Origin of the sequence: Zhongshania guokunii, assembly GCF_040892635.1 — a bacterium.
GTDB lineage: Bacteria > Pseudomonadota > Gammaproteobacteria > Pseudomonadales > Spongiibacteraceae > Spongiibacter > Spongiibacter guokunii.
Map to the genome: position 1 here is coordinate 1 of NZ_JBFRYA010000023.1, position 12,928 is coordinate 12,928.

Consider the following 12,928-nt stretch of genomic DNA (forward strand, 5'->3'; position numbering starts at 1 on the left):
ATATCAGCTTATTTACCACCTTATTTGGATTGAATGACGCAGTGCTTAGGCACGTAAGACATGCATTCAACCAAGCCAGTTTGCCTGGCGACCATAGAGACATGGTACCACCTGATCCCATACCGAACTCAGAAGTGAAACGTGTCATCGCCGATGGTAGTTTGGGGTTTCCCCATGCGAGAGTAGGTCATCGCCAGGCTTCTAAATCAAAATGCCCCAGCCGAATTCGGTTGGGGCATTTTACTTTGTGGAATCTAAATAGTTGGGCAACTGGCGACGAGAGCCTGCCCCGCGAAGCGCTTTGGGTACCAACGGTCAGACCCAAAACAGTCGCTGCGCTCCTGGGGCAGGCTCAGCACTGCTCGCAACACAAAGTAGGTCATCTACGCGCGCTACACGTATTGAGAACAGCAGTCTGCCCTAAGCCTTTTTATAACCCGCAGTACCCCGAGCAGCGCCACGCTAGACGGGAGGCGGTGAACGCAAAAGATAAAACCAAAACCAAGCCGCAGCCATCTGACAATCTCATTAAAAAGCCCCAGCAGGAAGACCTGCTGGGGCTTTTTAGTCTTAGCGTCTCCCGTCTACCGTCAAGCGCCTCCCAGGCACTTGGCGTCCACAGTCTCCCGTCGAGCGTTTCCCGATCACTCTGCGTTAAACGTCTCCGCCGCCGCGCCACTAAGCATGTTTACGGCTTACCGTGGGCTAGTTCAGCTATGTCTGCTATTATCCGAGGCGATTCAATGGCGGGTTTTGTGCGTGGATAATTCAGCATTATTAACTATTTTGGCAGACGGCGATTACCACTCTGGCGAGGAGGTAGGCCTTCGTCTGGGGATTAGTCGTGCGGCGGTATGGAAGCAATTACATAAGCTTGAAGGGCTCGAGCTGCCTATAGAGTCGGTAAAGGGGCGGGGTTATCGTATTGCCGGCGGTTTGGATCTGTTGTCTGTTGATAAAATTCGCGGTTTATTGCCGGAGGCTGCGATATCGAACTTGGGGGATTTTGATGTGTTCCCACTTATCGATTCGACGAATGATGCGGCTGCAGAGGCCATTCGCAACGGCCGTGGGCGTAATTATTGCTGCATGGCGGAGCAGCAAGCAGCAGGTCGTGGTCGTCGCGGTCGCGATTGGCAGAGTCCGTTTGGTCGCAATATCTATATGTCAATGGTCTGGGAATTTCAATCTGGTGCGGCGGCGCTTGAGGGTTTAAGTCTGTCGGTAGGCTTGGCGGTAGTTCGAGCATTGATTGCTTTGGGTATTTCTGGCGCTGGTTTGAAGTGGCCAAATGATGTCTTGCATGAAAATAAAAAACTGGCGGGCATTTTGCTCGAAATGCAGGGGGATCCGGCGGGCTTATGTCAGGTTATAGTTGGTGTCGGTTTAAACGTCGATTTAACGTCTTGCAACACAGATTCGATTACTCAGCCGTGGACTGATTTGCGTACGATCGTGGGGCCCGTAGATCGCAATGTATTGGCCGCTACCTTGATTGCGGAGCTTTATGCGGTGCAGGGTGAATTTACTCGCGATGGCTTTGAGTTTTTGCGGCAAGAGTGGTGCGGTTATGATGTTTTTGCTGGAAAACCGGTGCGGGTCCAGCTCGGTGATAAATTCATCGAGGGACAGGCACGGGGCGTTGATAGCGGTGGCGGCCTAGTGGTGGATACGCCAGAAGGAAAAAGAGTGTTTCGCGGTGGCGAAGTCAGTTTGCGGGGAGCATGAGGTGAGCACCTTCCGTCTTGAGCTGGATGTTGGTAATTCTTCGTTAAAATGGCGGCTTATGAGCGGCGCCCAGCGGCTTGGTGGTGGTCGACTAGCGGACTCACCTGCAGCGTTAGTCGAATTGCTGGGTGCAGGTCCTACTGTGGTTCACATCGCCTCGGTGCGGTCTGAAGAGCGGAATCAAGAGTTAATTGATACTTTTGTGCTCGCGGGTGTGCCATTTAGTTTTGCTCGTAGCCAGCGCGAGTGTGCCGGGGTTACCAATAGCTATGCTGATATTGAAAAAATGGGCGTTGACCGCTGGCTGGTAATGGTTGCTGCGTTTGCAGATTGCGGTGGGCCCTGCGTGGTGGTTGATGCTGGTACCGCGCTTACTATTGATGTTGTGAGCGGTACGGGTGCGCATTTAGGTGGTTACATTATCGCAGGGGCGGGATTATCGGCGAAGGCGCTGGCCGACCACACTGGTCGAGTTAGGTTTGCGGGCGAGGATCGGGTTAGTCTTGTGCCGGGCGTAGATACCGAAGGGTGCGTGCATCACGGCAAATGGTTGGCGCAGCTCGGCGCGGTTATGGCTGCGCTACAGCAGGCTGAGGTCGCTATTGGCTCGACCGCTGAGGTTTATATAACTGGTGGCGACGCTCCGGCGCTAATCAGCTTAGCTGGAGCTCAGGGTGCGGGCTGGCAATATCGTGAAGAACTAGTGCTAGATGGGCTTGCGGTCGTGATGACGGCATCCTAAAAGGGAGAGCTTGGTGCGTTGGATTTTGTTGTTATTATTGCTCCTTAACGGGATTGTCTATCTCGCGGGTAAATCCGAAAAAGGGTTTGATACGCTTGCTGAGCGGGTGGCGTCCACGGAGTCGACTGGTAATATTCAGCTGCTTTCTGAATTAGGCGAAAGTCTAGCTGGTGATGAGGCTGAGGTTGAGGTGCAGTCAGGGATAGTATCAAAATCGGAGTTGCCTGCGCTGATCAAGGGGCAGTGTCTGGTTCTAGGCCCGGTTATGGATGTGTCGTTTATTAGAGGCGCGCAGGAAAAAAATACTGCGATCACGGCCTATAGCGAAGAGTATGAGCGTGGTGCTGATTACTGGGTTTATCTTGGCCCTTATTCCTCTTTTGGTGTTGCAAGTAAAGTTAGTAGTGAGCTTCGGGCGAAGCGTATTGATAATTTTGTGATACGTAAGGGCGAACTAAAAGATGCGGTGTCGCTGGGGGTGTTTACTGATGCAGAGCGTGCCGCCACTCACGCTAAAGGTTTAATAAAGAAGCGCTATGCGGCGGAAATAAGGCGTATTGCCAAGATGGCGACAAGGTATTGGCTCGTATTGGAGGGCGGGAATAGCGATGTTGACTATACTCAAATCGAAGCTTTGATGGCGGGTATTGCTGATGATAATAAAAAGCTTAGGAAAAAAAGCTGTAATCTGATTGCGTCTTACAAACAGTTAGACTAGAATGCCGGCCTCGTTTGGAAGCGACGTGGTAGCTTGCTGGCGTAGCTCAGTTGGTAGAGCAGCTGACTTGTAATCAGCCGGTCGGGGGTTCGACTCCTCTCGCCAGCTCCACATATTTTTTGTTGCGGCTTAAGTATTGATCATTCGGCCAGAGGTTTGGTTGATAGGTATTTGAACTAAAGCAAATTATTCCACTTTCTTGGGGAGGGGTTCCCGAGTGGCTAAAGGGATCAGACTGTAAATCTGACGCGCGAGCTTCGGTGGTTCGAATCCACCCCCCTCCACCATTAATTGCTAAACTTGCCAGAAAACTGCTGTTTCAGCGGGTATGGTTCAATGGTAGAACCTCAGCCTTCCAAGCTGATGGTGCGGGTTCGATTCCCGCTACCCGCTCCATGGTGGGCAGGTTTAAGGGTGTATTGCGGTGCTCATATAGCTCAGTCGGTAGAGCACTTCCTTGGTAAGGAAGAGGTCAGCGGTTCGAATCCGCTTATGAGCTCCATTAATTTGGCGGCAAAAGCTGATTGGTCGGCTTTTGTCTTTTTGTAGTGACTAGACGAAAGGTCCGCTAGGAGACTGTCGCAATGGCAAAGGAAAAGTTTGAACGTAATAAGCCCCACTTGAACGTGGGCACCATCGGTCACGTTGACCATGGTAAAACCACGCTGACTGCAGCGCTGACCCGTGTATGTGCGGAAGTGTATGGCGGTAAGGCAGTGGCGTTTGATGGTATCGATAATGCACCTGAAGAGCGTGCACGTGGTATCACCATTGCGACCTCTCACGTCGAATACGATTCGTCTGTTCGTCACTACGCGCACGTTGACTGCCCAGGTCACGCTGATTATGTAAAAAACATGATCACCGGTGCGGCGCAGATGGATGGTGCGATTCTGGTGTGTGGCGCAACTGACGGCCCAATGCCGCAGACTCGCGAGCACATCCTGCTGTCACGTCAGGTTGGTGTACCTTACATCGTTGTGTTCCTGAACAAAGCTGACTTGCTGGCTGAAGATTGCGGCGGCGTGGGCAGCGAAGAATATAATGAGATGCTGGAATTGGTAGAAATGGAGCTGCGTGAGCTGCTTGATTTGTATGATTTCCCGGGCGACGACACGCCTATCATTGCTGGTTCTGCCTTGATGGCATTGAACGGCGAAGATGATAACGAGTTGGGTACCACTGCTGTTAAGAAATTGATTGAGGCGCTGGATTCTTACATTCCGCAGCCTGAGCGTGCGGTTGATCTGCCGTTCCTGATGCCAATCGAAGATGTGTTCTCTATCTCTGGTCGCGGTACTGTTGTAACTGGTCGTGTTGAGCGTGGTATTTTGCGCACTGGCGATGAGATTGCAATCATTGGTATTCACGACACCACCAAGACTGTATGTACTGGTGTTGAAATGTTCCGCAAGCTGCTTGACGAAGGTCGCGCTGGTGAGAACGTAGGTGTGTTGTTGCGTGGTACTAAGCGCGACGACGTAGAGCGTGGTCAGGTACTGGCTAAGCCTGGTTCAATCACGCCTCACACTCGTTTCGAGGGTGAAGTATACGTACTGTCCAAAGAAGAGGGTGGTCGTCACACTCCATTCTTTAAAGGCTACCGTCCACAGTTCTACTTCCGTACCACGGATGTAACTGGTGCGTGTGAACTGCCGGAAGGTACTGAAATGGTTATGCCTGGCGACAACGTGAAAATGGACGTAACTTTGATTGCGCCAATCGCGATGGAAGAAGGTCTGCGTTTTGCAATTCGTGAAGGTGGCCGTACTGTTGGCGCCGGCGTTGTTGCTAAAATCGTAGAATAAGCCCGGTAAGATTGGGTTGAAAGTCCGGGTGATTTAGCCCGGCACTTGTAGGCCAGTAGTTCAATTGGTAGAGCACCGGTCTCCAAAACCGGCTGTTGGGGGTTCGAGTCCCTCCTGGCCTGCCATTTACGTTAACACCGCTTCGCGAATGCGTAGTGGTGTTTTGCGCTTAGCGAAAAAGGGAAATGTTTTAACAATGAGTGCTAAGGCGGAAGACGCTGGTCGCCTCGACGGTCTGAAATGGGTGCTTGTGACCCTGATAGTGGCTGGCGGCGTTGGCGGCAATATATATTTCTCTGGTGAGTCTCTGCTTTATCGCGTCATCGCCTTGTTGGTGTTGGCGCTGATCGCAGGGTTTATCGCATACAGTACGGCAAAGGGAGCTGCATTTTTTGAGCTGCTAAAAGGCGCGCGTACTGAAATTCGTAAAGTTGTCTGGCCATCGCGTCAGGAGAGCACCCAAACAACGCTGATTGTGGTGGCGTTTGTAGTTGTTGCGGCATTGATTCTGTGGGGCTTAGACACTCTGTTGGGTTGGTTGGCATCCATGGTTATCGGCTAGAGGTAGGGCATGACAAAGCGCTGGTATGTTGTACACGCCTATTCGGGTTATGAAAAGAAAGTCGCTCTGGCACTAAAAGAGCGTATTGAGCTCTCTGGATTTGCAGATCGCTTTGGCGATGTGTTGGTGCCCACCGAAGAAGTAATTGAAATGCGCGGTGGTCAAAAGCGCAAGAGTGAACGAAAGTTTTTCCCAGGTTACGTACTGATTCAAATGGAACTCGGTGACGATACTTGGCATTTGGTTAAAGAAACGCCCCGTGTTATGGGGTTTATCGGTGGCAAGGCAGATAAGCCGGCGCCAATTACCGAGAAAGAAGCGCAGGCTATTTTGCAGCGCGTTGAAAGTGGTGATAAGCCCAAGCCTAAAACCTTGTTTGAACCGGGTGAAATGGTACGGGTTATCGATGGACCGTTTAACGATTTTAACGGTGTTGTCGAAGAAGTAAATTACGAGAAAAACCGCCTGCATGTTGCGGTCCTGATCTTCGGCCGGTCTACACCAGTTGAATTGGATTTTGGTCAGGTAGAGAAAGCTTAATATTCGGTTTCACGCTTGTGGGACTGAAGAAATGTTGCCCGGCTGTCAGATTAATTGTTTGGCCGGCGGGCAGTTTAAACCGGGGAGCCAGTAAGCGATTGCAAGATCGCGTGGCGTTTGTACCCACTAGGAGGAAGTTATGGCTAAGAAAGTACAGGCTTATATTAAGCTTCAGGTTGCTGCCGGTAAGGCCAACCCAAGTCCGCCAGTTGGTCCTGCACTGGGTCAGCACGGCGTTAACATCATGGAATTCTGTAAAGCCTTTAACGCTCAAACCCAGAGCCTTGAAGCTGGTATGCCGATTCCAGTTGTGATCACAGTTTATTCGGATCGTAGCTTTACCTTCGTAACTAAAACTCCACCAGCGTCGTTCTTGTTGAAGAAAGCGGCTGGCGTTACTAGTGGTTCTGGTACTCCCAACTCTAAGAAAGTCGGTAAAGTGACTCGCGCACAGCTGGAAGAAATCGCCACTATTAAAATGGCTGATTTAACTGCTTCTGATATGGATGCAGCAGTGCGCACTATTGCGGGCAGCGCCCGTGCCGCCGGTATTGAAGTTGAGGGTCTGTAATCATGGCTAAGCTCACAAAACGTCAAAAAGCGATTAACGAAAAAGTAGTCGCTGGTAAGCAGTACAGCTTTGAAGATGCGGTAGCGCTTCTTAAAGACGTGTCTGTAATTAAATTCCCCGAAGCAATTGATGTTGCAATCAATCTTGGTGTTGATGCGCGTAAATCTGATCAAGCGGTTCGCGGTGCAACTACTCTGCCCCACGGTACAGGAAAAACTGTTCGCGTCGCGGTTTTCACCCAAGGTGAAAATGCTGAGAAAGCGAAGGCAGCCGGTGCAGATTTTGTTGGTATGGACGATCTTGCAGCCGAAGTTAAAGGTGGCATGATGGACTTTGACGTGGTTGTTGCTTCTCCAGATGCAATGCGCGTTGTTGGTCAGTTGGGTCAGGTACTTGGTCCGCGCGGTCTGATGCCTAACCCCAAGACGGGCACTGTAACGGCAGACGTTGAAACTGCGGTTAAAAATGCTAAAGCAGGTCAGGTTCGCTACCGTACAGATAAAAACGGCATCATTCACGGTGCAATTGGTAGCATTAGCTTTGATGCCAATGTGCTAAAGGACAATCTTGAGGCACTGTTGAGCGACTTGCGTAAAGCTAAGCCGTCTTCTGCTAAAGGTGTTTATATGAAGAAAGTTACCCTTTCTTCTACGATGGGCCCCGGTCTCGTAATTGATATGGCGAGCTTGTCGGCTAAATAATTTTAAGGCGCTAGTCGTCTTGAATGAGGCGACCTTTTCGGAGGTCGTTTTAAAGGCTTTGTGGTCTTTGACAGCTGACCTACTGTGTCAAAAGACAGAGACCATCAAAGACCGTAGGCGGGGTTTGGGTTATTTAGACTTTCCCCTTAATCGATGTGTTGATTCGTCAACGTTTACCGGCATTGGCCTACGCAGATGGTGGAGTGGATTTGTTCTCCAGCAAATGACTTGAAACCTTGTGTTTTAAGTCTACGGTAAATAACTGACAAATCCAGGAGTTATCCAAGTGGCATTAAGACTCGACGACAAGAAAGCGATAGTAGCTGATGTTAACGAGACTGCTGCGAGTGCATTGTCATTAGTTGTTGCTGACGCCCGTGGGTGTTCAGTAGGCCAAATGACTGAGCTCCGCAAATTGGCGCGTGAATCGAATGTAAGTGTGCGTGTAGTGCGTAACACCCTTGCGATTCGAGCGCTGAAGGGAACTGATTTCGAGTGCGCAGAGACGGCCTTTAAAGGTCCATCCCTGTTAGCTTTCTCGATGGAAGATCCTGGTGCGGCGGCTCGTATCTTCAAAGATTTTGCGAAAGCAAATGCTAAGTTTGAAGTAAAAGCACTGGCAGTCAGTGGCCAATTGATGGGTCCAGATCAGTTAGATGTACTGGCGAAATTGCCGACCCGCGACCAAGCGCTATCAATGTTGATGAGCGTTATGCAAGCACCGGCAACGAAACTGGTACGTACACTGAACGAAGTGCCCGGAAAATTGGTTCGTACTCTAGCTGCAGTTCGCGAGCAGAAAGAAGCTGCGTAAGCGCAGCGTTTTAATGGTTTTTCTTTAAGTAATTGACACAGTAGGGAGTTTCACATGGCTCTGTCACAAGACGATATTTTGAATGCAATCGCTGAAATGAGCGTAATGGACGTAGTTGGTCTAATCGAAGCGATGGAAGAGAAGTTTGGCGTTTCTGCTGCTGCGGCTGTTGCTGCTGCACCAGCTGCCGCTGCTGAAGCTGGCGCTGCCGCTGAAGAGCAGACTGAGTTTGACGTAGTTCTGACCGCTGTTGGCGAGAAGAAGGTTAACGTTATCAAAGCAGTTCGCACTATCACTGGTTTGGGTCTGAAAGAAGCTAAAGAAATGGTAGACGGCGCGCCTTCTACTATTAAAGAAGCAGCTTCTAAAGCAGATGCAGAATCTGCTAAAAAGGAACTTGAAGAAGCTGGCGCTAGCGTCGAGCTTAAGTAAGTTGCTTGTTGGCCTGCTAGCAGGTCAATCTCAAGCGAGGCTGGTGGGTTAATCCCGCCGGCCTTTTGCTGTTGTTTGAGACATTACAGTCGGTTTCCTGTTGGGAGCTGGCCAGCGGCAGATGAAAAACTGCCGTACTAACGATGCCGTCGCCGGTCGCGACGGGGTCAAGAAATGATGCTGGGGAGTACTGATGGCTTACTCGTACACTGAGAAAAAACGTATCCGTAAGGATTTTGGCAAGATGCCGCACGTCATGGACGTGCCCTATCTCCTTGCGATTCAGCTGGATTCTTACAAGAAGTTCACTCAGCAGGGTGTTCCTGCCGGTGAGCGCGGCGAGTATGGTTTGCACGCCGCATTTAAATCAATATTCCCGATTGTCAGTTATTCCGGCAATGCTGCACTTGAGTATGTCGATTACGTACTTGGCGTGCCGGCCTTTGATGTGAATGAGTGCCAGCTACGCGGCGTCACTTATTCGGTGCCACTGCGGGTTAAGGTTCGCTTGATTATTTATGATCGTGAATCGGCTAACAAAAGCATCAAAGATATTAAAGAACAAGAAGTCTACATGGGCGAAATCCCGCTGATGACGGAAAACGGTACTTTCGTTATCAATGGTACTGAGCGGGTTATCGTTTCCCAGCTACACCGTTCACCTGGTGTGTTCTTTGATCACGATCGCGGCAAAACCCACTCTTCCGGTAAGTTGTTGTACTCTGCGCGGATTATTCCCTACCGTGGTTCTTGGTTGGATTTTGAATTCGACCCTAAAGACATGGTGTTTGTGCGCATCGATCGCCGTCGTAAATTACCGGCCACAATTTTACTGCGCTCACTGGGTATGACGGCTGAAGAGATCCTCGACCTCTTCTACGACGTTAACACCTTTAAAGTTGCTAAAAAAGGCGGCTTTACCATTGAGTTGATCGCCGAGCGTCTGCGCGGTGAAGTAGCCACCTTTGATATTTGCGCCAAGAACGGTGAAGTCATCGTTGAGACCGGTCGTCGTATCACCGCACGCCACATTCGCCAAATTGAAAAGGCTGAATTGCGCGAGCTGGAAGTACCGGTTGAGTACTTGGTAGGTCGTGCCTTGGCAAAAGACATCGTCGATAAAAAGACTGGTGAAGTGCTATTCCCTTGTAATGCCTTGATTACGGCAGAGATTCTCACTGCACTGGAAGAAGCCGGTGTAACTGAGATCGACACGCTCTATACCAACGAATTGGATTGTGGTCCATATGTTAGCGATACCTTGCGCGCTGACCCGACCAATACTCAATTGGAAGCATTGGTCGAAATCTACCGCATGATGCGTCCGGGTGAGCCGCCGACTAAAGAGTCAGCCGAGAATTTGTTCCAGAACTTATTCTTCTCTCCGGAGCGTTACGACCTGTCTACCGTTGGCCGGATGAAATTTAACCGCCGCGTCGGTCGTGAAGAAATATTGGGTTCCGGTACTTTGGACCAAAGCGACATCATTGCGGTTATGAAAATGCTGGTTGGCATTCGTAACGGTAAGGGTATCGTCGACGATATCGATCATCTCGGTAACCGTCGTATTCGTTCTGTTGGTGAAATGGCTGAAAACCAATTCCGTGTTGGTTTGGTACGGGTAGAGCGCGCAGTTAAAGAGCGTCTGTCTATGGCCGAAAGTGAAGGCCTGATGCCTCAGGATCTGATCAATGCTAAGCCTGTTGCTGCAGCGGTTAAAGAGTTCTTCGGCTCTTCGCAGCTGTCGCAGTTTATGGACCAAAACAACCCGCTGTCGGAAATCACTCACAAGCGTCGTGTTTCTGCGCTTGGGCCTGGTGGTCTGACCCGTGAGCGCGCAGGCTTTGAAGTCCGCGACGTTCACCCGACGCACTATGGTCGGGTATGTCCGATAGAAACACCTGAGGGACCAAACATCGGTCTGATCAACTCCTTGGCAACGTATGCGCGTACCAATGAGTACGGTTTCCTTGAGAGCCCTTACCGCAAAGTTAAAGACGGCAAGGTAAGTGACGACATCGAGTATTTGTCGGCGATCAACGAAGCTGAAGAAGTTATCGCTCAGGCCTCTGCGGTTATGAACGAAAAAGGCGAGCTGACCGATGAAATGGTTGCTGTTCGTCACATGAACGAATTTACGGTAATGCCGCCGGAAAAAGTAACCTACATGGACGTTTCGCCCAAACAGGTTGTTTCGGTAGCTGCGTCATTGATTCCGTTCCTGGAACACGATGACGCTAACCGCGCATTGATGGGTTCGAACATGCAGCGTCAGGCGGTGCCAACGCTCAAGGCCGACAAGCCTTTGGTCGGTACTGGTTTTGAGCGCTATGTGGCATCGGACTCCGGTGTGTGTGTGGTTGCTCGTCGCGGTGGTGTTATCGATAGCGTTGACTCTTCGCGTATTGTTGTCCGTGTAAACAACGATGAAGTCCAGTCTGGTCAGCCACCGGTAGATATTTATAACCTGACAAAATACACCCGTTCTAACCAGAACACCTGTATTAATCAGCGTCCAATCGTAAGCGAAGGTCACGACGTTGTGCGTGGCGACATTCTGGCCGACGGCCCGTCTGTTGATATGGGTGAATTGGCACTTGGCCAGAACATGCGTATCGCGTTTATGCCTTGGAATGGTTACAACTTCGAGGATTCGATCCTGGTTTCTGAGCGTGTGGTGAAAGAAGATCGTTTCACTACTATCCATATTCAGGAGCTGACCTGTATCGCACGTGATACCAAATTGGGTTCAGAGGAAATCTCTGCGGATATTCCCAATGTTGGCGAAGGCGCGCTGGCTAACCTTGATGAGTCCGGCATTGTTTATATTGGTGCTGAAGTTGGCCCCGGCGATATTCTGGTTGGCAAGGTAACGCCTAAAGGCGAAACCCAGTTAACCCCAGAAGAAAAGCTGCTACGAGCCATCTTCGGTGAGAAAGCGTCTGACGTTAAAGATACTTCCCTGCGCGTGCCTACCAGCACCAAGGGTACAGTTATCGACGTTCAAGTATTCACCCGCGACGGTCTTGAAAAAGACAAGCGCGCGCTGGAAATTGAAAAGATGCAGCTCGACCAGTTCCGCAAGGATCTGAACGAAGAGTACCGTATTGTTGAAGAAGCTACGTTTGCGCGTCTGTCTACAGCATTAGACGGTCAGGCGATTCTTTCTGGCCCTGGTATGAAGAAAGGCGATGTTCTTTCTGCTGCTGGCTTGGCTGAAGTTAAGAAAGACGACTGGTTCAAATTGCGCTTATCTGATGAGGCCTTGAATGCTGCATTAGAAGATGCTGACAAGCAGCTCGTTGCGCACCGCAAAACCTTGGAAGAGCGTTTTGAAGACAAGCGCCGCAAGCTGACGACTGGCGACGATCTGGCGCCGGGCGTACTGAAGATCGTTAAGGTTTACTTAGCAATCAAACGTCGCATTCAGCCTGGTGATAAAATGGCTGGTCGTCACGGTAACAAGGGTGTTATCTCGGTCATTATGCCCGTTGAAGACATGCCTTTTGACGAGAACGGCGAGCCGGTTGATATCGTCTTGAACCCGCTGGGTGTACCGTCGCGGATGAACGTAGGTCAGGTTTTAGAAACCCACCTTGGCCTTGCGGCGAAAGGTTTGGGTAGCAAGATTGACGCAATGATTCGCGAACAGCGTCAAATTGCTGATGTGCGTAAGTTCCTTGGCGAGATTTATAACGATGGCGCTGGTCGTCACGAAGATCTCGACAGCTTCAGCGACGAAGCCATTATGGATCTGGCTAAGAACCTGCGCGGTGGTGTGCCAATGGCAACCCAGGTATTTGATGGCGCCAACGAAGCAGAAATTAAGAGTCTGCTACGCTTGGCCGGTCTGCCAGACAGCGGTCAGTTGAAACTGTGTGACGGCCGTACCGGTCTGGAGTTCGATCGTCCGGTAACTGTCGGTTATATGTACATGCTGAAGTTGAACCACTTGGTAGATGACAAGATGCACGCGCGTTCTACCGGTTCGTACAGCTTGGTAACCCAGCAGCCGCTGGGTGGTAAGGCCCAGTTCGGTGGTCAGCGCTTCGGGGAGATGGAGGTGTGGGCACTAGAAGCTTATGGTGCGGCTTATACCCTGCAGGAAATGCTGACAGTGAAATCGGACGACGTTAACGGTCGTACCAAGATGTACAAAAATATTGTTGATGGTGATCAGAGCATGGAACCGGGTATGCCCGAGTCTTTCAATGTATTGGTCAAAGAGATCCGCTCACTCGGTATTAATATCGAGCTGGACACGGAATAAGTATCAACAACGAGATGGCAAGGGGTGCCGCTACAGCTTTGT

Annotated in this window: 11 protein-coding genes, 5 tRNA genes and 1 rRNA gene; all 17 read left to right on the top strand. The window is 50.5% G+C overall.

Going from position 1 to position 12,928, the window contains the following annotated elements:
* Positions 1–83: 83 nt before the first annotated feature.
* The 17 genes from rrf (at position 84) to rpoB (ending at position 12,886) form a co-directional block, all read left to right on the top strand.
* Positions 84–199, top strand: a 5S ribosomal RNA gene (gene rrf, locus AB4876_RS18065).
* Between the two features lie 560 nt (positions 200–759).
* Positions 760–1,728, top strand: a complete 969-nt coding sequence (gene birA / locus AB4876_RS18070) for a bifunctional biotin--[acetyl-CoA-carboxylase] ligase/biotin operon repressor BirA (protein ID WP_368383123.1) — start codon at positions 760–762, stop codon at positions 1,726–1,728.
* The gene (locus AB4876_RS18075) at positions 1,700–2,470 is read left to right on the top strand and encodes a type III pantothenate kinase (RefSeq protein WP_368383124.1); all 771 of its coding nucleotides are present in this window, start codon (positions 1,700–1,702) and stop codon (positions 2,468–2,470) included. The genes birA and AB4876_RS18075 overlap by 29 nt, the downstream gene beginning before the upstream one ends.
* 13 nt (positions 2,471–2,483) lie before the next feature.
* Complete coding sequence (locus AB4876_RS18080) at positions 2,484–3,188, top strand: hypothetical protein (protein WP_368383125.1); 705 nt, start codon at positions 2,484–2,486, stop codon at positions 3,186–3,188.
* Positions 3,189–3,223: 35 nt separating this feature from the next.
* Positions 3,224–3,299 (top strand) — tRNA-Thr (locus AB4876_RS18085).
* Between the two features lie 92 nt (positions 3,300–3,391).
* A tRNA-Tyr gene (locus tag AB4876_RS18090) sits at positions 3,392–3,475 on the top strand.
* Between the two features lie 35 nt (positions 3,476–3,510).
* Positions 3,511–3,584, top strand: a tRNA-Gly gene (locus AB4876_RS18095).
* 30 nt (positions 3,585–3,614) lie between these two features.
* A tRNA-Thr gene (locus AB4876_RS18100) sits at positions 3,615–3,690 on the top strand.
* Positions 3,691–3,772: 82 nt separating this feature from the next.
* Positions 3,773–4,996, top strand: coding sequence for an elongation factor Tu (gene tuf / locus AB4876_RS18105; RefSeq protein WP_368383126.1), 1,224 nt, complete (start codon positions 3,773–3,775; stop codon positions 4,994–4,996).
* Positions 4,997–5,045: 49 nt separating this feature from the next.
* Positions 5,046–5,121 (top strand) — tRNA-Trp (locus AB4876_RS18110).
* 71 nt (positions 5,122–5,192) lie between these two features.
* Positions 5,193–5,558 (top strand): preprotein translocase subunit SecE, encoded by a 366-nt coding sequence (gene secE / locus AB4876_RS18115; RefSeq protein WP_368383127.1) that lies wholly within the window; start codon positions 5,193–5,195, stop codon positions 5,556–5,558.
* A 9-nt stretch (positions 5,559–5,567) separates the two neighbouring features.
* Positions 5,568–6,098 carry a transcription termination/antitermination protein NusG gene (nusG, locus tag AB4876_RS18120; RefSeq protein ID WP_301030181.1) on the top strand — a complete coding sequence of 177 codons (531 nt, stop codon included), beginning with the start codon at positions 5,568–5,570 and terminating at the stop codon, positions 6,096–6,098.
* Between the two features lie 139 nt (positions 6,099–6,237).
* Positions 6,238–6,669: a 50S ribosomal protein L11 gene (gene rplK, locus AB4876_RS18125; protein WP_184464460.1), complete on the top strand. Its 432-nt coding sequence runs from the start codon at positions 6,238–6,240 to the stop codon at positions 6,667–6,669.
* Between the two features lie 2 nt (positions 6,670–6,671).
* The gene (gene rplA, locus AB4876_RS18130) at positions 6,672–7,370 is read left to right on the top strand and encodes a 50S ribosomal protein L1 (protein ID WP_368383128.1); all 699 of its coding nucleotides are present in this window, start codon (positions 6,672–6,674) and stop codon (positions 7,368–7,370) included.
* 286 nt (positions 7,371–7,656) lie between these two features.
* Positions 7,657–8,184 (top strand): 50S ribosomal protein L10, encoded by a 528-nt coding sequence (gene rplJ, locus AB4876_RS18135; RefSeq protein ID WP_368383129.1) that lies wholly within the window; start codon positions 7,657–7,659, stop codon positions 8,182–8,184.
* A gap of 54 nt (positions 8,185–8,238) precedes the next feature.
* A complete protein-coding gene (gene rplL, locus AB4876_RS18140) occupies positions 8,239–8,616 on the top strand; it encodes a 50S ribosomal protein L7/L12 (protein ID WP_368383130.1) in 378 nt (125 codons plus the stop codon).
* 193 nt (positions 8,617–8,809) lie between these two features.
* The gene (rpoB, locus tag AB4876_RS18145; protein ID WP_368383131.1) at positions 8,810–12,886 is read left to right on the top strand and encodes a DNA-directed RNA polymerase subunit beta; all 4,077 of its coding nucleotides are present in this window, start codon (positions 8,810–8,812) and stop codon (positions 12,884–12,886) included.
* The last annotated feature ends 42 nt before the right edge of the window (positions 12,887–12,928 follow it).

Bases quoted from the DNA above. Each gene is read 5' to 3' on its own strand.
- tuf (WP_368383126.1), top strand. From the start codon at position 3,773: ATGGCAAAGGAAAAGTTTGAACGTAATAAGCCCCACTTGAACGTGGGC.
- secE (WP_368383127.1), top strand. From the start codon at position 5,193: ATGAGTGCTAAGGCGGAAGACGCTGGTCGCCTCGACGGTCTGAAATGG.
- nusG (WP_301030181.1), top strand. From the start codon at position 5,568: ATGACAAAGCGCTGGTATGTTGTACACGCCTATTCGGGTTATGAAAAG.
- rplK (WP_184464460.1), top strand. From the start codon at position 6,238: ATGGCTAAGAAAGTACAGGCTTATATTAAGCTTCAGGTTGCTGCCGGT.
- rplA (WP_368383128.1), top strand. From the start codon at position 6,672: ATGGCTAAGCTCACAAAACGTCAAAAAGCGATTAACGAAAAAGTAGTC.
- rplL (WP_368383130.1), top strand. From the start codon at position 8,239: ATGGCTCTGTCACAAGACGATATTTTGAATGCAATCGCTGAAATGAGC.
- rpoB (WP_368383131.1), top strand. From the start codon at position 8,810: ATGGCTTACTCGTACACTGAGAAAAAACGTATCCGTAAGGATTTTGGC.